The 20,265-nt window shown below is 43.8% G+C and carries 21 protein-coding genes; 5 read left to right on the top strand and 16 right to left on the bottom strand.

The window, feature by feature from the left end; genetic code table 11:
- Positions 1-93: 93 nt before the first annotated feature.
- Positions 94-651, bottom strand: coding sequence for a chromate transporter (locus K9H14_04910; GenBank protein MCG9479534.1), 558 nt, complete (start codon positions 649-651; stop codon positions 94-96).
- Positions 648-1,202, bottom strand: coding sequence for a chromate transporter (locus tag K9H14_04905; protein MCG9479533.1), 555 nt, complete (start codon positions 1,200-1,202; stop codon positions 648-650). The genes K9H14_04910 and K9H14_04905 overlap by 4 nt, the downstream gene beginning before the upstream one ends.
- A gap of 154 nt (positions 1,203-1,356) precedes the next feature.
- Between K9H14_04905 and K9H14_04900 the strand changes: the two genes are divergently transcribed.
- On the top strand, positions 1,357-1,677 hold the full coding sequence (locus K9H14_04900; protein MCG9479532.1) for a cupin domain-containing protein: 321 nt from the start codon (positions 1,357-1,359) through the stop codon (positions 1,675-1,677).
- 102 nt (positions 1,678-1,779) lie between these two features.
- Positions 1,780-3,675 (top strand): diguanylate cyclase, encoded by a 1,896-nt coding sequence (locus tag K9H14_04895; protein MCG9479531.1) that lies wholly within the window; start codon positions 1,780-1,782, stop codon positions 3,673-3,675.
- On the opposite strand, the gene K9H14_04890 is transcribed toward K9H14_04895, so the two are convergent.
- The 4 genes from K9H14_04890 to murA are packed head-to-tail and all read right to left on the bottom strand — an operon-like array spanning position 3,668 to position 9,401.
- Positions 3,668-4,240 carry a sugar transferase gene (locus K9H14_04890; protein MCG9479530.1) on the bottom strand — a complete coding sequence of 191 codons (573 nt, stop codon included), beginning with the start codon at positions 4,238-4,240 and terminating at the stop codon, positions 3,668-3,670. The two genes, K9H14_04895 and K9H14_04890, sit on opposite strands and share 8 nt — an antisense overlap.
- The gene (locus K9H14_04885; protein ID MCG9479529.1) at positions 4,240-6,108 is read right to left on the bottom strand and encodes a polysaccharide biosynthesis protein; all 1,869 of its coding nucleotides are present in this window, start codon (positions 6,106-6,108) and stop codon (positions 4,240-4,242) included. Before K9H14_04885 ends, K9H14_04890 begins: the two co-directional genes overlap by 1 nt.
- 4 nt (positions 6,109-6,112) lie before the next feature.
- Entirely contained in the window at positions 6,113-8,128 is a 2,016-nt protein-coding gene (locus tag K9H14_04880) for an LCP family protein (protein ID MCG9479528.1), read from the bottom strand.
- A 1-nt stretch (position 8,129) separates the two neighbouring features.
- Complete coding sequence (gene murA, locus K9H14_04875; protein MCG9479527.1) at positions 8,130-9,401, bottom strand: UDP-N-acetylglucosamine 1-carboxyvinyltransferase; 1,272 nt, start codon at positions 9,399-9,401, stop codon at positions 8,130-8,132.
- 215 nt (positions 9,402-9,616) lie between these two features.
- Here murA and mgtE point away from each other — a divergent pair, with 215 nt between their 5' ends.
- A complete protein-coding gene (mgtE, locus tag K9H14_04870; GenBank protein MCG9479526.1) occupies positions 9,617-10,972 on the top strand; it encodes a magnesium transporter in 1,356 nt (451 codons plus the stop codon).
- 66 nt (positions 10,973-11,038) lie between these two features.
- Positions 11,039-11,467 (top strand): hypothetical protein, encoded by a 429-nt coding sequence (locus K9H14_04865; protein MCG9479525.1) that lies wholly within the window; start codon positions 11,039-11,041, stop codon positions 11,465-11,467.
- Here K9H14_04865 and atpC read toward each other — a convergent pair whose 3' ends face one another.
- From atpC to K9H14_04815, 10 genes are read right to left on the bottom strand one after another with little or no spacing between them, the layout of a single operon-like run.
- Complete coding sequence (gene atpC / locus K9H14_04860) at positions 11,468-11,854, bottom strand: ATP synthase F1 subunit epsilon (protein ID MCG9479524.1); 387 nt, start codon at positions 11,852-11,854, stop codon at positions 11,468-11,470.
- Positions 11,854-13,302 (bottom strand): F0F1 ATP synthase subunit beta, encoded by a 1,449-nt coding sequence (atpD, locus tag K9H14_04855; GenBank protein ID MCG9479523.1) that lies wholly within the window; start codon positions 13,300-13,302, stop codon positions 11,854-11,856. The genes atpC and atpD overlap by 1 nt, the downstream gene beginning before the upstream one ends.
- Positions 13,303-13,319: 17 nt before the next feature.
- Entirely contained in the window at positions 13,320-14,234 is a 915-nt protein-coding gene (gene atpG / locus K9H14_04850) for an ATP synthase F1 subunit gamma (protein MCG9479522.1), read from the bottom strand.
- A gap of 13 nt (positions 14,235-14,247) precedes the next feature.
- A complete protein-coding gene (gene atpA / locus K9H14_04845) occupies positions 14,248-15,756 on the bottom strand; it encodes a F0F1 ATP synthase subunit alpha (GenBank protein MCG9479521.1) in 1,509 nt (502 codons plus the stop codon).
- Positions 15,752-16,327 (bottom strand): ATP synthase F1 subunit delta, encoded by a 576-nt coding sequence (atpH, locus tag K9H14_04840; protein ID MCG9479520.1) that lies wholly within the window; start codon positions 16,325-16,327, stop codon positions 15,752-15,754. Before atpH ends, atpA begins: the two co-directional genes overlap by 5 nt.
- Positions 16,328-16,801, bottom strand: coding sequence for a F0F1 ATP synthase subunit B (gene atpF / locus K9H14_04835; protein MCG9479519.1), 474 nt, complete (start codon positions 16,799-16,801; stop codon positions 16,328-16,330).
- Positions 16,802-16,853: 52 nt separating this feature from the next.
- On the bottom strand, positions 16,854-17,084 hold the full coding sequence (gene atpE / locus K9H14_04830; GenBank protein MCG9479518.1) for a F0F1 ATP synthase subunit C: 231 nt from the start codon (positions 17,082-17,084) through the stop codon (positions 16,854-16,856).
- Positions 17,085-17,098: 14 nt separating this feature from the next.
- Positions 17,099-17,851, bottom strand: a complete 753-nt coding sequence (atpB, locus tag K9H14_04825) for a F0F1 ATP synthase subunit A (GenBank protein MCG9479517.1) — start codon at positions 17,849-17,851, stop codon at positions 17,099-17,101.
- Positions 17,852-17,860: 9 nt separating this feature from the next.
- Positions 17,861-18,232, bottom strand: coding sequence for a hypothetical protein (locus K9H14_04820; protein MCG9479516.1), 372 nt, complete (start codon positions 18,230-18,232; stop codon positions 17,861-17,863).
- 22 nt (positions 18,233-18,254) lie between these two features.
- Positions 18,255-18,710, bottom strand: a complete 456-nt coding sequence (locus K9H14_04815; protein MCG9479515.1) for a cytidine/deoxycytidylate deaminase family protein — start codon at positions 18,708-18,710, stop codon at positions 18,255-18,257.
- A 136-nt stretch (positions 18,711-18,846) separates the two neighbouring features.
- Between K9H14_04815 and K9H14_04810 the strand changes: the two genes are divergently transcribed.
- Positions 18,847-20,019, top strand: coding sequence for an MFS transporter (locus tag K9H14_04810; GenBank protein ID MCG9479514.1), 1,173 nt, complete (start codon positions 18,847-18,849; stop codon positions 20,017-20,019).
- Positions 20,020-20,265: the final 246 nt, after the last annotated feature.

The raw sequence follows: 20,265 nt of genomic DNA, 5'->3' as shown, positions 1-20,265 counted from the left end.
TATTAGAAATTATTAGATATGAACATACACAGTAACCTTAATTTTATAAAAAATTATAATTTTGTCCAGAAAAAAATAAATCTCCTGCCATGATTAAAAAATCCCCATATAATAAAGGGCCACCCCTGCCGCCCCGGAAGCCAAAAGCACATAGATGGGATTAACCTTTAGCAGAAGCAAAAGGGCCAGACTAACCACCGTAATAATTATGCTGGCGGGCTCAATGTTTCCAAAACTTAAGGCCCCGGCAAACCATACATTCTCAGCCACAAAAACAACCGCCACTATTATCAAAGCCAGAACTACCGGCTTTACCCCCCACAACAGCCTCTTTACCACCGGATGTGACCTATACCGGTAAATAATATGGGCGGTAGATATAATCAATATAAAAGATGGAAGTACCACTCCCAGCGTAGCCGATACCGCACCCCCGATGCCGGCAGCACTAAAACCGGCCAGGGTGGCGGTATTTACCGCTATAGGCCCGGGGGTCATCTCCGATATTGATATAATCTGCACAAACTCCCGGGCGGTAAACCAGCCATTGGCTACCAGCTCCCTTTCAATTAAGGGAATCATTCCATAGCCGCCGCCAAAGCTAAACAGCCCGATTTTAAAAAAGGAAGCAAACAGCCTTAAATAAATCATCTCTTCTTCCTTTTTATTACATTAATACCGTATACGGCCAGACCTAAAGCCAGCCCCATGATGATGGTATAAATGGGGTGTATATCCAGCCATAATATAAGGGCCAGGGCAGCCACCGATATTACCACAGATATGATACCCTTCATGGCACTTTTACCCACCCTGATAGCTGCCACTATAAGCAGGGCCACCACACAGGCTCCTATACCTTTAAGCGCTGCCTGCACCGCTCCCAGATTAATGAAGTAGGTAAAGAAGGCAGCCACCAGAGTCATGATAGCAAAAGAGGGCAGCACCACTCCCAGCGTAGCCAGTACAGAGCCCCAGTAGCCGGCTACCCGGTAGCCTACTATGGTGGCTGAATTTATGGCTACTGCTCCCGGAAAGGACTGGCTTATAGCCAGTATATCGCACATATCCTCGTAATCTATCCAGCATTTTTTCTCCACAACCTCCCTTTCAATCAGGGGGATCATGGCAAACCCTCCGCCAAAGGTAAACGCCCCTATCTTGAGAAAGATTAAAAAAAGGTCCAGTCTTGTTTTTTTCATTTACTAATCCTCTTAAAAAAGGCTGTATATATCTCTATTATCATAGAAGGGTTAAATCCTTATTACAAGCACAAAGCTAAATACCGGTGGTTTGTAATTTGGCCTGTCTGCTGATTTAATTACTACCAGTATTATAAATAAAGATAGGAGAACCATGATTGAGAAAACCTACAAGTTCAATAGAAGCGACCAGAAACTTATTGAAAAGATAATAAATGATGAAAATGTTAATATAAACCACATGATACTTTATCCCGATGATATACTGCCTGCCCACAAATCCAATTCCAATGTCTACCTTATAATAATAAGTGGAACTATGAATATAGCCCTGGACCAGCAGCCGCCTGCTTCCTATCAGTCAAAAACCATAGTTAATGTGCCCTTTAAAACCAGGATGGACATCAGGAATAAAGGGCAGCAGCCTTTAGAATTCTTTGTAATAAAGGCACCCCATCCCCGGGATATGAAATAATAGGCTAAAAATAAAAAACCGGTAAATGTATTGAACTAACCTCATTTTTTCTTATAATATTGGTTACGGTTTTAATCTCATAAAAGCAATAAAGGGGAAATATTGCAATTTAATGCCTTTAGCATAGCTTTAATAGCTGCAACTCTGATTAATGGACTTCTTAGCTATTACACCTGGAAAAGGCGGAAGTTTAAAGCCAGTAGAGAGCTGTTTTTTCTATTACTGACAGCTACCATATGGTCTTTCTTTGCCATATTTGAAGCCTTAGCTAAAACAGTTTTCTATAAAGAGCTTTTCTCGGTACTCACCTATATTGGAGCTACAACAATGCCGGTTATGCTGCTGTTGTTTGCCTGCCGCTATATCAACATGGATAAATGGGTTACTAGAACCAGAACAATTCTGCTGTTTGTAATGCCTGCAGCCACCATAATAATGGCTGCTACCAACCGAATACACGGCCTGGTCTGGCCACAGATAAGTCTTGGCCAGAACAACCTGGCAGGCATTTATGGAATTTATGAACATGGCCCCTGGTTCTGGACTCATGCGGCTTACAGTTATCTTCTAATACTTATTACTTTCATAATTCTGTTTACCGGTTTATTCAGGTCCAGACATATTTACAGAAGCCAGTCCAGGATACTTATTCTTCTGGCATTCATACCCTTTGTTACCAACCTGATCTATGCCTTTTTCCCCCAGCTTTTAATAGGGATTGAATTAACTCCGGTTATGTTTACTTTATCCGGGATACTTCTGTTCTTTGCCCTGTACCATTATAAACTGCTAGAACTGTCTCCTATCGCCTGGGAAAGCATAGTAGATAACTTGGGCGCGGGTATAATGCTTCTGGATGACCGGGGAAGGATAGCGGACATAAATTCCACCTTCCTGGAAATGCTGTCAGTGGGAGAACCTGAAATTGGGGGTTCTTTCCATAAAACCTTAAAAGAATACCCTGAAGTAGAGCAGTTTGCAGGCAGTGATGAAAACACCAGGCTGGAAACTTCAACCAAACAGGAAGGCAAAACCTGCTTCTATATGTTTGAAAAATCACCTATATTTGATAAGGACAGAAAACGCAACCTAGGTACTGTACTGGTAGCCAGAGACATCACCTTTTTTAGAAGAGCCCAGAGAAGGATAAAGGAGAGTGAAAAAAAATTCCGTACCTTGTTTGAACAATCCCTGGACGGCATTTATATAACCACCCCTCAGGGAAAGTTTGTAGATATCAACCTGGCTCTGGTCAATATGCTGGGATACGGCAGCAAGCAGGAACTTATGGCCATAAATCCTGACCAACAACTTTATCTATCAGCCCATGATCGCCCATGCCCTCATCATGGAAACAAGGTGTTCAATACCAAACTTAAGAGAAAAGACGGCACCATAATAGATGCAGAGATAAGCTCTACCGTAATCTATGAGCAGGGCCAGCCCATATACTGCCAAGGAATAGTAAGGGATATAACCCAGAGAAAAAAGATAGAAGACCAGTTAAAATATCTTTCCTTCCATGACAGCCTTACCAATGTTTATAACCGTGCATACTTTGAACAGGAAGCAGATAGGATAAACAAGGGGCTGGACAGATTTAAACCGGTAAGCATATTGTCTATAGACATCAATAATCTCAAAGCAGTGAATGACCAGTACGGCCACCCCAAAGGAGACCAGTTAATCATTCAGGTAGCAGACATACTGGCCAAGTTTATAAGGAAAAGCGACATTTTGGCCAGGATGGGCGGGGATGAGTTTAATGCCATACTTCCCGACACCAGCGCTTCTACTGCTGAAAAAAGAAGGGAAGGGCTGCAAGAAACTATCCAGGAGCATAACCATACCCACCCCGATAATCTTATAAGCATAGCTATTGGCATTGCCACCACCAGGGAAGATGAAGAAGATATAAATGAAGTGGTGAAAAGGGCTGATAAACTGATGTATGCCCACAAAAGAGCTGCCAAGTCTACCCGTTATGAAGCTAATTAGCTCCCTTGCCGGTAAGAACCGCCTTAACCGTTACCAGGACAATCTTTAAGTCCAGCCAGAAAGACATATCCTGCACATAAGCAGCATCATACTCAACCTTTCTGGGTATATCCAGGCTGTCCCTTCCTGAAATCTGGGCCAGCCCGGTAACCCCCGGCCTCGCCCGGTCGGCTCCCTTTTCCTTCCTTAACCCAATAAGCTGCTGCTGGTTATACAATGCCGGCCGGGGCCCCACAAAACTCATATCACCTTTGAGTATATTGGCCAGCTGGGGAATCTCATCCAGGCTTACTCTCCTGAGGAAAGTTCCCAACCTGGTATTGTAGAGCTGCTGGTTTTTCATCCGGTCGGTAGGGATATCCGGTGTTCCTTCCTTCATGGTCCGAAACTTGTAAATGGTAAAATATCTGCTGCCCAGCCCCACTCTTTTCTGGGTAAAAATGACTTTTCCCGGAGAATCAATGGCGATAGCTATGGGTATGATAATCCACAGGGGCAAAAAAATAATAAAAAGCAGAACAGAAAAAATAATATCCAGCCAGCGCTTAATATAATTGTAAAACATTACTGCCTGTACCACATCTTGTTTTGGTCAAAACTGGGCAGAACCTTTTTTAAATCCTTAAACAGGTTTTCATAATCATAAAGGGTAATCTCCTTTTCAATGTTGAAAAGGATATTAAGCATTTCATCCCGGTTAACCTTACCATTTTTCTGGGCCATAAAAATTGAAGGAAAATCAGTGGTAACCAGCTCTTCATCCCTGCAGGTAAGCTCCTCATCCAGCTTCTCCCCGCTGCGGATACCTGAATAGGATATCTTTATATCCCTCTCCGGTATAAGCCCGTACAGCCTGATCATATTCTTGGCCAGATCCAGTATATTGATGGGGTCTCCCATATCCAGTACATAAATCTCTCCCCCGGAACCCATCACGCAGGCCTGTATAACCAGCTGGGAAGCCTCGGAAATGGTCATAAAGAACCGGTTCATATTGGGATGGGTGACCATAACCGGCCCTCCCTTTTCTATCTGGCTTTTAAATATGGGAACCACGCTGCCCTGGCTGCCCAGCACATTACCGAACCTTACAATGATAAAAGCGGTATTCCCCGTCTTGGATTTGGAGACCAGGTACTTTTCCGCCAGTGTCTTGGACAACCCCATAACACTGTTGGGATTTACCGCCTTATCTGTAGACAGCATCACAAACTTTTTTACCCCGAACTGTGAACAGAGCTTGGCCAGAGACTTGGTGCCTATAAAATTGTTCTGCAGGGCCGCTTCCGGGTTAAGCTGCATTAAGGGAACATGCTTGTAGGCGGCTGCATGAAATACATAATCCGGTTTGTATTTTTTGAATACCCCCCTGATGCTCTCTTTATCCCTGATATCAGTTACTATGGGGATAGCGCTGTTAAAATTATGCTCATCGGTAAGTTCCTGCTCTATCATAAACATGTTGTTTTCAGCATGGTCCACCATAATAAGTTTGGCTGGTTTAAACCTTATAACCTGCCTGCATATCTCCGACCCTATGGATCCGCCAGCGCCGGTAATCATAATGGACTTTCCCTCAAACTCGGAGAAAATAGCCGAATAATCAATCTTTACCGGCTTCCTGCCCAAAATATCTTCAATCTGTATATCCCTTACCTGATACAGATGGGCCTTGCCGTCAATTATCTCGTACAGGCTGGGAAGGGTCTTGCATACCACTCCTTCTTCCCTGGCCTTAAAAGCAATCTCTTTTCTAACCTCGCCCGAAGCCGAAGGCATGGCAATAATTACTTCATCCACCGAAAGCTTCTTGATAATCCTCTTGATATCCTGGGTCTTGGCCACTACCCTTATCCCATGAATCTGCTGCCCCAGCTTGGCCTTGTCATCATCTAAAAAACCTACCGGCTGATACTGGGTATTCTTCTGCCTTATCATCTCTCTGGCAATCATCTCTCCTGCATCCCCGGCCCCGATAATCAACGCCCTCTTTTTCCTGGTATAAATGCTTCCAAACTTAAGCTCATTAAACAGCCTGGCTGAATAACGGGAAGTAGCCACCATAATCATGGTAAGCAAAAAATCAATGATAAGGATGGATTTGGGAAAATAGGGGGTTTCAAAAATATAGAAGACAAAAATCATAATAGCAGCGCTTAAAACCAGACACTGCATAATAGTGATAAACTCCCTGAAGCTGGCATATTTCCATATTTTTCTATACATGCCGAATACGGCAAATATAAGCAGCTTGACCCCTATGATTATCAGGGTATATTCCCACACATAAGCAGAATACTGGGGTGGGAGTGAAGCCAGGCCCCCTAAATTTATCTGCCCCCTTAAATAAAAGGAAAGGGTAAAGGCTGAAAAAAATATGAGTATATCAAATACAACCTGTATGACTATGTTTTTAATTTTAGAAAAATTCATGTAACTACTCTATATTATCCAAATAATCCTTGCCCACTATTACCGCTACATTGCTGTCCTGACCGTAATCCTGCTCAAACCGTTCCGGTTGGATTTGGATCTTTTCGTAGCTATCAAATACCAGGGCCAGCTGGTCGGCCTTATCTTTGTTCTCCTTGGTATAATATATAACAGTTTTTTCATAATTGAAACTGTCAGCATTGGCCAGATCGGAAATCTTAAATCCATAAACCCTCAAATAAGAGCTCATCCTTGAAGCTACCCCGGATATGCCATTGCCATTGGCTATAAATATGCGGGTATCAGAGGTAATAGACTTGTCCACAGTCTGGCCTACATCCACATTTATTTCCAGGGGAGTCACCCCTTCAGCCGAGAACCAGGCAATTCTTTCATGCACCAGGTCATACTGCAGCAGGTATCTCCCCGGCTCCTCGGGGGCAAACACCACTATGCCCTGCTCCAGCTCCTGGCCCGGTTCCAGATCATTTATATGCAGCCTCCTGCCATTATCCCAGATTACCGGTTCCCTGGTATCCCGGTCCAGCCAGTGGTAACCCAGGTTTATTTCCAGATCGGGGGAGTTTTCCCATACTATGGATCCCGTATTTTTTACCCATATGGTAACCGGGTACCTCTCTCCCGGTTTCATGTACAAGGGGGTGGTACCAAAATCATCATACAGGGCTGCATAATCAACATCTACTGCCACCATCTTTTCATAGGGAGGAACTCCCTGGTAGGAAAACCAGGTTACGTTTTCCTGCACCATATCCACCTGCAGGATATAGCGGCCCGAATCCGATGGAGCTTTGATGTTTAATTGGAAGGTAACCTCTTCACCCGGCTCTACCAATTCCCGGGGCAGAAAGGTCCTATCCCCATCAAACACTACCATCTGCTTGGTATCAAAATCTATCCAGTGATAGCCTAAAAAGAAGGCTTCCTGCTTTCCGTTTCTCTCCCAGGGCACCACTCCCGTATTCTTTACCGTAACCTTGAACTTGTAAGTAAGGTTGGCCGACATGGAATCAGGAAGGGTATTTACCTCGGCATAAGCGGCATTATATTTAGATGCAGGCTCCCCTTGTGTAATCCTCTCCCACATGGCCCTGGACTCTTCAATATCCGGTATCTGCACCGATATGGTGCCGTCCTCAATCCACTCAGGATGCGAAGGGACGATAGCCGTCTGGAATTTATCCGGCTCAAAAGAAAGCGCCGCCTTGGAATATTTGAGTATGGTCATAACATCCAGGTCAGTCCTGGTGTTTTTTACCAGCAAATTAAAATAATAGGGTATGTCGGACACATAATTTAAATTAAGCTTCTGTTCCACCAGAGCCTTAAATATCTGCTGCTGCCTCTGGATCCTGCCTATATCCCCCAGCTCGGTAGAACGGTCCCGGGTATAGGCCAAAGCCTGCTCCCCGGTCAAATGATGGTTGCCTGCCGAAAGAAAGGTTCCGCTCTTTTCATCTTCCATGGGCCTTTCCACCACCACATCCACTCCCCCCAAAGCATCTATCAACTGCACAAATCCATTAAAGTCCAGAGTTACAAAATGGTTAATATCAGCATCCAAAAAATCAGACACCGTCCTTATCATCAGCTCTTCCTGCCCGTAAGCATAAGCAGCATTAATCTTATCCTGGCCATACCCCGGAATATCCACCAGAGTGTCCCTGGGTATGGACATCAAAGTGCCCTCTACCTTGGCCGGACTGAGATAAAGCAGCATTATAGTATCCGCCCTGCCTGCCTCTTCTTCACTGTCCCTGCTGTCCCTGCCCAGTATAAGAACAGTTACCGGCTCCTGGGGGGATTCTATGGGGGCAAGTATACTTTCTATCTCTGAAGTGGTGCTGGCATTAATGGTCTCGTTCAGTGAATTTATGTAATAAAAGAATACTCCTGCAGCCGCACCCGCCAGCACTATAAGGGAAGCGGCCACTATTATAAGTACCCGTCCGTATCTGGGTATCCTGAAAAACCATCTTTTATTCTTTTGTTTTTCCATACTAGTCAACTCTTTTTATATCTGCGCCTATACTGGCCAGTTTTTTATCCAGGGTTTCATAACCCCGCTCCACATGGTATATATCCATAACCTCGGTGATACCTTCCGCAGCCAGCCCCGCCAGTACCATGGCCGCTCCAGCCCTCAAATCACAGGCAGTAACCGGGGCCGCTGAAAGCTGTTCCGTGCCCCGTATTATAGCATGATGTCCGTCAATCTTTATATTGGCTCCCATCCGGTTCAGCTCATCCACATACATAAACCGGTTCTCAAATACATTTTCAGTTATTATGGAAACCCCGGGAACGGTAACCAACAGCACCGCAATAATGGGCTGCAGATCGGTTGGAAAACCAGGATAGGGCAGAGTGCTTATATGTACCGGCTTTAATTTTTCTGCCGCCCTTACCTTTATCCGGTCCGGGGATAGAACCTCTATATCTGCCCCCACCTGCTTTAATTTAAGCAGAAAAATTTCCAAATTTTTAGCTGCTGCCCCTGCCACTTCCACTTCCCGGCCGCACAGGGCAGCCGCAGTTATAAAGGTGCCGGCCTCAATACTATCAGCCATAACCTCATAGCTGGTACCGTTAAGCTGGCCTACACCCCTTATGGTAATACAGTCAAACCCCGCCCCTTCAATATCTGCACCCATGGATTTAAGAAAATTGGCCAGGTCTGCAATCTCCGGCTCCCTGGCCGCATTGTTTATTACCGTTTTGCCCCGCGCCAGGCAGGCAGCCATCATTATATTCTCGGTTGCTCCCCGGGAAGGAAAATCCAGGTCTATAAGTGCTCCCTTCAGCCTCCCGGAGCCATTATTTATGCAGGCATGCACATAACCGTGCTCCATGTAATTTTCGGTACCCATGAACTCAAAACCCTTCAAGTGCAAATCTATCTGGCGCGACCCAATATTGCATCCTCCGGGTATAGCCACCTTTACCTTGCCAAACCGGGACAGCAGGGGTCCTGCCACCAGTATGGAAGCCCTCATCTTCCTGACTAGCTCATAGGGGGCCTCAAAGCTGTCTACCGAATCCGGGTTTATGGTCATAGTTTTTAAGGCAGGGTCAAACTCCACCCCGGCCCCCAGTGTACGCAAAACCTGGGCCATGGTGTTTACATCTTCAATTGCGGGAACATTGGTCAGGGTAGTCTTACCGTTAGCCAGAAGGGCTGCTGCCATCAGCTTTAAAGCCGAGTTCTTGGCCCCACCCACTTTAATGCTTCCACTTAGTTTCTTTCCGCCACTTATCAAATATTTTGCCATAAATATCTGCCTAATGTATCCAAAGTACTGGATATTATAACAAATAAGATAGCTAAAAAAAATAAATGCTTATCACTTTTGCTGTCCGCGCTGCAGCTTGAGTATCCTAAACTTAATCATCAACTCATCTTATTATATATCTTACTATATTGCCTGCATAAGGCTTTTATTATATATTAAACTCAACCTGTTTATTTTAATAGTAAAAGAGACCCATGTTAACCTATGAACATTACAATCTGATAGAGGAACTCAACCGCCTCATAGATTCCAGAAAATGGAGGGAAATAAAAGAACTGCTGAGGCAGATTCCCCCTTCAGATTTTGTACAGCTGCTGGATGATTTTGACCAGGAGACCGGCCTGGTCCTTTTCCGGCTTCTTCCCAAGGAAGAAGCTGCCCGGGTATTTGCCCAGCTGGAACCCCAGGACCAGGAAGCCCTGCTTAAAAACCTGGGCAGCCAGAGGGCTAGGCAGGTAATACTGGATCTTCCTCCCGATGACCGTACCGAGGTATTCGGGGACCTGCCCGGGCCGGTAACCCAGAAAATTCTAAACGCTCTCCCTCCCCAGGAAAGGAAGGAAGCCCTGGCCCTGCTGGGCTACTCTGAAGACAGTGTAGGCCGGCTTATGACTCCCGACTATATAGCAGTTAAGCCTTTCTGGCTCATAAGCCGCGTTCTTGATCACATCCGCAGCATGGGAAAGGATGTAGAGACCATTGATATCATATACATAGTAGATGCCCACTGGCACCTGCTGGACAGCCTTCCTTTGAGAAAATTTATACTGGCAGACCCGGATCAGAAGGTAGAAGCCATTATGGACAAAAAAATGGTATACCTGCATGCTGACCAGGACCAGGAAGAGGCGGTAAAAATCATGGCCGATTATGACCTGACCGCCCTGCCGGTAACCGATAAGGATAATGTGCTTATGGGTATAGTGACCGTAGATGATATACTGGATGTCCTGGAAGAAGAAACCACCGAAGACTTCCACAGGGTAGCAGCGGTGGCCCCGGTAGGCATTAAGTATTCTTCTGCCTCCCCTTTTACCCTGTACGTTAAAAGGATAGGATGGCTGGCCATACTTATGGTAGCCGGCTTTATCTCTTCTACCATAATAGCCCATTTTGAAACCTCCCTGCAGGCGGTTATTGCCCTCAGTTTCTTTATACCGGTGCTTATCGGCACCGGGGGAAACACCTCCACCCAGTCTTCCACCCTGATTATAAGGGCGCTTTCTACCGGAGAGCTTACAATTAGAAAATGGTTTTATGTAGTAAAAAAGGAACTGCTGACCGGGCTGTTTTTAGGGGTATCCATGGGGGTGGTATTCCTGCTAAGGGTAATCATATTAAAAGAAGGGCTGCTGCTGGGGATAACCCTGGGGCTGGCGGTGGTAGCCATTATAATGATAGCCAACCTTTTGGGGTCTCTGCTGCCGATTTTGCTAACCAAACTGAAACTGGACCCTGCAGTTATAAGCAGCCCCCTGCTTACCACAGTGGTGGATGCACTGGGTTTGCTTATCTATTTTTCCATAGCCGGGCTCATCTTTTCCCTGTAATTTTTTAAAGCCGGGCTTAATTTTTCACCAGCCTCTGCTATAATAAAAATAAAAAGGGCATAAACTATGCAAATTAAGTTAAAAGAAAACCAGCAGCAGATAAACCAGATGGTAGAAAAATTCATTGCCGTGGCCGAAGACATAAAAGCGGTATATGAACAATCCAGAAAAACAGATGATTCTGTACAGACCAAGGCCTATATCCTTACCAATTTAAAAATAATTTATGTGGAGTTTCTAAAAAATGATGCCTTCCTTAAATGCTATCCCTTAAACAAAGGCATTGCCTACCAGATAGAAAGGCAGACCGGCAAGTATCTGCTGGATCCCGGGAACATAATCAATATAAAGATAAGGGTATCATCTGATGCCAGCATCATATTCAGATTCGATAGCCAGCCTGACCGTGCCGGCTATATAACCACCGTTGACCAGGAAAAGCAGGCCGCCTATGATTTCCTTCTGCAGCTTAACAGCCTGCTGGCAGAAATCTAATCATTTTCTTAACCTTTTCAGTGTACCAATAGCCTGTATTACTTTCTTGGTCTCTTCCGATATTTCTTGCACTATGTCATGTCTCTTGCTTACTTCCTCTATGGCCTTATGGCGATCCTGGTAAGTAGTTTTAATTGCTCTTCCAGTAAGTATGTTGGCATTATTATTAAAAAACTCCATATAACCTTTTTGCACCGCAACATATTTTTCTTCCAGTTCTGATTTTAGTTTTATAATACCCACATCCAACTGGCATACCACAGGCATATGGCCGGCCAGGATTCCCATACTGCCCTTAACTGAAGGCACCCCCAAATAATTAACCTTACCCTCGAAGACAACTTCTTCCGGGGTAACTATGGATACATTTATCCTATCCTCAGCCATTACTGTTTATTTTCCTCCTGGTTCTGCTCTTTTAACATTTTTTCTCCTTTTTGTTTGGCTTCCTCGATATCTCCAACCATATAGAAAGCCTGATCAGGGTAATCATCGCATTCGCCTTCCACAATAGCCTTAAAACCCTTTACGCTATCTTCCACTTTTACATACCTTCCCTGTTTGCCGGTAAACTCTTCAGCAACTGAGAAAGGCTGGGAGAGAAACCTTTCTATCTTCCTGGCCCTTTTTACCAGTTGCTTATCCTCTTCAGATAATTCATCTATTCCCAATATCGCTATAATATCCTGTAATTCCTTGTTTTTTTGAAGGATTTCTTTAACCTTTCTTACCATCTGGTAATGTTCAAATCCCACCACGTCAGCCTCCAGGATTCTGGAGGAAGAAGATAGAGGATCTACCGCAGGATATAAGCCCCTTTCGGATACCTGCCTGGAAAGCACTACTGTTGAATCAAGATGGGCAAAAGTGGTGGCGGGAGCAGGATCAGTCAAATCATCTGCAGGAACATATACGGCTTGCACCGAAGTTATTGAACCCTTCTTGGTGGAAGCAATTCTCTCTTGAAGCTCACCCATCTCGCTGGCAAGGGTTGGCTGGTAACCTACCGCAGAAGGCATACGGCCCAGTAGAGTAGAAACCTCCTGCCCTGCCTGTACAAACCTGAATATATTATCTATAAATAACAGCATATCCCGCCCTTCATATTCCCTGAAATACTCGGAAATGGTTAATGCAGTTAAAGCTACCCTGAGCCTGGCCCCCGGGGGTTCATTCATCTGTCCAAACACCAGAGTCGTCTTGTCCAGAACCCCGGATTCTTTCATTTCCCGCCATAAATCATTGCCCTCCCTGGTTCTCTCTCCAACTCCGGCAAAGACAGAAAGGCCGCCATGTTTTATGGCTATATTATGTATTAATTCCATTATTATTACTGTCTTTCCTACTCCGGCGCCTCCAAACATTCCAATTTTGCCTCCTTTCACAAAAGGACACAAAAAATCAATAACCTTAACCCCTGTCTCCAGAAGTTCAGTCCTGGTGTCAATATCTTCGATGCCCGGAGCTTCCCTGTGTATGGGCAGCTTGATCTTGGTCTGCACCTGCTTCTGCTTTAAATCCCTGGTCTGGCCCAGGACATTGAATATTCTCCCCAAGACTTCCTTGCCTACCGGCACCATTATTGGCTGCCCGGTATTTATTACTTCCATCCCTCTATAAAGTCCGTCAGTAGAAGACATGGCTACTGCCCTTACCTTCCCTTCTCCTATTGACTGCTGGACTTCTGCCACTATCGATTCTTCCCTACCCTCTGGCAGCGGCTTGGATATCTTAAGGGCAGTATAAATTTCAGGGATTCTTTCCGGGGAAAATTCTACATCAATAACCGGACCCCTTATACTTACAATTAAGCCCTTTTCTTGCTTATCAGCCATAAAACAATACTTCCTTTCTAAGTGTTTATTTCTGCCCCTGAAATTATTTCTATTATTTCATTAGTAATCTGATGCTGCCTTATTTTATGGTAATCCCTGGTAAGTTGCTTTATAAGGTCATCAGAATTATCACTGGCTTTTCTCATAGCAGTCATCCTTGCTCCTATCTCACTGGCTGTGGATTCCAGAAGAATTCCATATACCACCGTAAAGATATATTCAGGGATTATAGCTTTAATTATTTCTTTTAAAGAAGGTTCATAGCCAAATTCGGAAGGCAAATCTTCAACCCGGCATATAAAAGTCCCGGGAGCTTCTACGTGACTCTCTCTTTCTGAAAGCTTCTGTTCTATAGGTATGGGCAGTATCTGCATAGTTCGGGGTTCATGCTGCATTGGACTGATATACTTGGTATAACAAACCAGCACCCGGTCCACCTCTCCCACTGAATACCTGGATATCATAGCCCTTGAAATCTCCCTGGCGTCCATAAATTTAGGCCAATCTGAAAGATGCTCATAAGCCTTTGCCAGCTTAAAACCCCGGAAACTGAAATAATTTTTACCCCTGGTTCCAATAATATCTAACCTGACTTTTTTATCCTGCTTTTCAAATTTCCTTATATTCTTTTCCAGAAGTTCAATTATATTAGAATTATAACCGCCGCACAGTCCTTTATCTGCAGTTACCCCCAAAATTAATATATTTTTTTCATTTTCCCTTGTTTTTACCAAACGGTCATTTATTACCTGGCCAGTTAACCCCAGGTTGCAGATAAAATCCTCCACTTTACTGATAAAAGGCCTTGCTTCCAGCATTCTCTGCTGAGCTTTCTTTATCTTGGAAGAAGCAATCATGCCCATAGCCCGGGTAATTTTCCTGGTACCTTTTACACTTTCTATTCTATCTCTAAGATCTTTTTCTTTGGGCATAGCTTAATATCCTTTATTGAGAAAAACCCGATTTAAAATCCTTCACTGCCTGTTTGAGCTCCTGCTCCAATTCCTGGTTTATGTCTTTGGTTTCTCTTATTTTTTTAATTATATCTTTTTTGTTGTTATGCATATAAGTTAAGAACTCTTCTTCAAACCTGCATATATCCGAGACTTTTATATCATCCAAATATCCATAGGTCAGTGCAAAAATAGCAATTACCTGATCTTCCACTGCCATAGGCTGATACTGTCCCTGCTTGAGTACTTCCACAATTCGCTCTCCCCTGGTTACTTGTTTTTTGGTTTCAGTATCCAGCTCGGTACCAAACTTGGCAAAGGTTTCAATCTCCCGGTATTGGGATATATCCAGCCTCAGCATCCGCGCTACTTTTTTCATAGCCGGTATCTGGGCTGCACCCCCCACTCTGGAAACCGATATGCCTGCATTTATTGCCGGCCTTATACCAGAATTAAACAACTCTGTATCTAAATAAATCTGGCCATCAGTAATAGAAATCAGGTTGGTGGGGATATAACCGGATATATCTCCACCCTTTACCTCAATAACCGGGATAGCAGTTAAAGAGCCTGCACCCTTTTCATCGGAAAGCTTGGCCGAACGCTCCAATAATCTTGAATGAAGGTAAAAAATATCACCGGGATATGCCTCCCGGCCAGGCGGTCTTCTGAGCAGAAGCGATATCTCCCGGTAAGCAACTGCATGCTTGGAAAGATCATCATACATAACCACGGCATGTTTCTGGTTATACATAAAATATTCTCCCATAGCACAGCCTGAATAGGGTGCCAGGTACTGCAATGCCGCCGTCTCTTTGGCGGTAGCTACAACTATGGTAGTATAGTCCATGGCTCCTTCCTGCTCCAGCTTTTCTGCAATCCTGGCCACCAGAGAAGTTTTTTGACCAATAATTACAAATATGCAGTAAACATCTTTGCCTTTCTGGTTTAAAATAGTATCCACTAAAAGCGCAGTTTTGCCTACCCTCCGGTCAGAAATTATAAGCTCTCTCTGTCCCCGTCCAATAGGTACCATAGAGTCTATGGCCTTTATCCCTGTTTGAAGCGGCTCTCTTACCGGTTGCCTTTCCACTACTTCCGGGGCTTTAAATTCAACCGGACTAAATATCTGGGTATCAATATCACCCTTATTATCCAGGGGAATGCCCAGTGGATCTACAATCCTTCCCACCAAAGCTTCACCTACCGGAACCTGTAAAACTTTGCCTGTTCTCTTAACCAGATCGCCTTCCTGAATTTTAACCGATTCCCCTAAAATTACTCCCCCTATCTCATGCTGGTCCAGGTTTAGAGCCAGGCAATAAATACCACCGGGAAGTTCAAGCATCTCTCCTGCAACTGCTTTTGATAATCCAGCAATCTTTACTATGCCGTCTCCAGCCTCAGTTACAGCACCCACTTCCTCTATCTGGGGTTTGGCCTCATATTTTTCTATCTGCTTGCTTATAAGGTCTGCAATTTTTTTTGATTCCATACTAATTGCCAAGTTTTTCACTCTCCAGCTTTATTTCTTTTAAATTACTTTTCAGATCAATAAGCTTTCTGCTTATGCTCAGGTCCATAACCTGATCATCAATGTTTATAACCAGTCCGCCAATAATACTGTTATCTACAATATTCTTAATTTTTACCTCTCTCTGGGTTTTTTTATCCAGGCTTTTCTTAATATCCTCTATAGTATCCTTATCCAGCTCTATTGCGCTTATTACTTCAATATCCAGCTGTTTTTTTAATTGGGAAACCTTCTCCCCATATAGCTTATTTATAATATCCAGCTGTTCCATTAATCCCATTATTGCCATAGAGGCTACTGCAGCCTGGGTAATAGACGAAACCTTTTCTTCCAGTATCTCCAATAAAATTTTTACTTTCTCCGAATTTTTTATCTGGTCATCCCTTAAAAGTTGCTTAAATTTAAGATTGTAGTCTACCTCTTCTTTAACCCATTCCAGTTCTCTTTTTAACAAATCCAATTGGTTTTCACTTGCAGCCAGACTGGCCAAGGCATTTACTATTTTCTTTATTTCTGCCGTCTTAACTTTGTGACCCATCTAAGCCCCTTTGATATCCTTTAAACTTTCCTCTATTAACTTTTGATGCTCTTTTTTTGATATATTTTTGGTAATTATTTTCTCTGCAATGCTGACAGCCATATCAGCAACCTCATCCTTTAACTCTTCCAATGATTTTTCTTTTTCTCTTTCTATTCTGTTTATAGCATCCTCCATCATCTCTTCTGCTTTCTTCTTGCTATCTTTTTCTATCTCTTCTTTAATATTTCTGGCTTCCTGTTTGGAGTCTTCAATAAGTTTTTTGGCCTGCAGCCTGGCTTTATCCAGCTCCTTTTTCTGATCCTCCAGTATCTTTTGGGCTTCCTGCTTCTGCTTATCCGAGGAACTTATTTTTTCTTTGATCTCTTCCTGCCGCCTGGCTAGAACCTTATCTACCGGCTTGAGTACCAGCTTCCACAAAACTACCACCATAATAATGAATACTATAATCAGCCAAAAAATAGTACTGCTCATAGGGCTAATTATTTTTATTAATTGTTCCAACTTTTTACACCCTTTCCAAAATTTACACCACAAATATAAGCAGGAAAGCTACCACCAGAGCATATAAGGCAATGGCTTCGGCAAAAGCGATTCCTATGAACATTGCAGTCTGGATCTGGCCCGCTGCTTCCGGTTGCCGGGCAATACCCTCCAGAGCTTTGCCCACCAGGTTACCAATAGCCAGGGCTGGTCCTATAGCCCCTACTCCAATTGCAAATCCTGCTGCAATTACTGCAGCCGCCTGTGAATCCATTAACATCCTCCTTGTTAGTCTTTTTTACTTACTGCTTCTCCTATATACATTGATGCCAGAACCGCAAATATATAGGCCTGTATAGCTCCAACAAATATTTCAAATATAGTCATTATCACACTGAAAGGAACTGCTGCAATTGCTATAAAATAATTCTTAAAATAAATTATTAATCCCAGTAATACATAAATTATAATATGTCCTGCAATCATATTGGCGGCAAGACGTATGAACAGAGAAAAAGGTTTGGCAATTGCGCTTACTACCTCTATGGGAAACACAATCACATACATCCATGCAGGAACCGAGCGGGGAGCAAAAGTCCTTACATACCCTCTTATCCCATTTTTTACCAAATCTGAAACCTGCACGGTTAAGAAAATAATTACCGCCAGCACCAGAGGTACCAGGGGATTAGCGGTAGGCGTATAAGCACCAGGTATTATTCCTATCAAATTATTGGCCAGGATAAAAATAAATAATCCAGTAATAAGAGGCCACCATTTTTTACCTTCCTCCCTGCCCATCATATTATATACTATATACCTCTTTATAAATGATATCAGCCACTCCACTATAGTTTGTTTTTTGCTGGGCACTATCTTTGGCCTGTAGGCCAAAAATATAAGTATGCCCAGAAAAACGAATGCGGCAGCAAACATAGACAGGGTGAGATTGGTTACAGATAGGTCCAGACTCCCCAGTTTAATGGGGATAATTACCTTCTGATAAAAATGCTCCAGTACCTCCAAGCTTCTTTCATTCATGAGAACACCCTATGGTTTGAACATGGCATTTTTGTATAACAGAAACAATTCCAGAAACAAAAATATGGTAAACAGGATTATAAAAGATATAAATAAAGAATAAATATCCAGAAAAGCCAGTCGGGTAAAGATAAAAAAAACACCGGCCAGGACCAGTAGTTTTATCCAGAAAGCAGCAAACATGAATTTAAGCTTGCCCCCGTCCCCGTAAAGCTTGGAATATAGGTAAAGATTGGCAACAAACAGGCCAAACACCAAAACCGAGCTGAGCAGTACCGACCAGAAAAGCGGTCCCGGCTGAAAAAACCACAGCCCTATAAGGACGGCTGCCAGCACCAGGCCGCTAATGATTAAAGTTCTTTTTACCAGGGTGTTACCCACAGCATTCCCTTCTATAAAAAAGCTAGAAATTCAGCTTTATCAGCTCAATGCCCGCTTCCCCCATAAGCTCCAGAGATAATGGATCAGAGTAATCCTCCAGATGGTAAACAGTTCTGATGCCGGTATTTATAATCATCTTGGCGCACATTACACAGGGCTGGGTAGTACAATAAATGACTCCTCCCTTTATCTGTACGCCATGATAAGCTGCCTGCAGCAGGGCATTCTGTTCGGCATGCAGGCCCCTGCAGATTTCATGCCTCTGTCCCGAAGGCACTCCCATCTCTTCCCTTAAGCAGGTTCCTATTTCCAGGCAGTTTCTGGTTCCTTTGGGAGCGCCGTTGTAACCGGTAGTAAGAATCCTTTTATCCTTTACTACAATTGCTCCCACCTTTCTCCTCAGGCAGGTAGACCGGGTGGCAACCTGTTTGGTGATTGCTATAAAATACTGATCCCAGCTGGGCCTTTTATCCCCCATATAGTTTCCTTCTTACAATTATTTTATTCATTTTATAATAATATGCCATTTTTTAAAAATAAGCATACCCATATTTTTCTGGCTATAAGGCCGGCGGTTATGCTATGTTATATTATTACCATTAAACATTTACCACATGCAAAATGTTCAGAAAGCTAATAAGCGGGTACTGGCCCTTTCTGCAGGCAGCCACTTTATGCTGGACATATACCAGAGCTTCTACATCGGGCTTATACCGCTATTGGTCTCCAAGTTCGGCCTTTCCCTGTTTCAGGTAAGTCTGCTGGGAGCCACCAGCATTATAGCCAACAGCCTGTTCTCCCCGGCCTTCGGCCTGCTCTCAGACCGGTACGGGCTGAAGAAATTTATGGTTATGGGAATAATTTTAACCTCGGTCTTTTTAAGCCTGCTGGGAGTGATGCCCCATTACCTGCTGGTACTTATATTTTTATTTATAGGCAATCTGGGAATAGCCAGCTTTCATCCCCCCAGCGCAGCCATGGCCGGCTACTATGGAGGCAATAAGAAAACCTTTAGCACCTCCCTTATAAATTTCGGGGGCAATTTCGGTTTTGCCCTGGGTTCCCTGACGGTAATACTTATCCTGGAAAAGATAGGCATTCAGTATACCCCCATAGCCATGGCCGGCGGCCTGATTGCCGCATGGGTATTAATCAGAAAACTGCCCTCCGATAAGCATATACCGGTAACTATAGACCCCAACCTGCCCCGTCAGAGGTTGGGGGCAGCAAAAATATTCCTTCTAGCCAGCCTGGTATTTACTGTATACTCCCTGTACATATTGTGGGTAAGCCTATTCAATTATATGCCGGTGTACTACACGCGGGCAGGATTAAATCTTATTCCCATAGGCATAATGCTGTTTCTGTTTGGAGCCCTGGGAGGGGCCGGCGGGTTTATAACCGGCCACCTTAATGACCGGTTTAAAAAAGGGCCGCTTATAATACAGATAAGCATAGCCATGGCCATCCCCTGCCTCTACTTTATATTCATACCCGATACCTTACCCAGCATGATCCTTTTCGTCCTGGCCGGGGTGTTTCTCATTCCCATACAGCCGGTATGCATAAGGACTGCCCAACAGCTTTGGCCGGCTAATATCGGACTGGCTTCCTCTCTTATACTGGGCTTATCCGCCGGACTGGCCGGATTAACCCTTATACCCCTGGGCAAAGCTGCAGATATCATAGGCATTGCCGCCCTGATCAGGGCAGAGATAGGGTTCCTGCTGTTATCGGTTGTCCTGCTGTTTTTCTATCCGCTGGTGGCCAGGAAAATTAAATCCTGAGATTTACATAACTTATCATGCCTGTTTAAATCAGGTTTAATTAGTTCTTGCTGAATAATTCAGTTGAGAATATATCAGAATATGGAAAATATGGACATAAACAAGTTAAAGATGCAGTAAATAGTATGGCTGATTCAGCATCAGCAATTACCATAGAAAGATTTGAGAAACTAAAAACCACAGGCAAGACCATAGTCTCCCAGGTGGAATCAAAACTTGCCCAAAAGCCTGTAGCTAAAAGGATAC

Source organism: Actinomycetes bacterium (assembly GCA_022396035.1).
Classification (GTDB): domain Bacteria; phylum Actinomycetota; class Humimicrobiia; order Humimicrobiales; family Humimicrobiaceae; genus Halolacustris.
The sequence above is the reverse complement of the archived record's forward strand: the minus strand, read 5'-3'. Positions and strand labels throughout refer to the sequence as shown.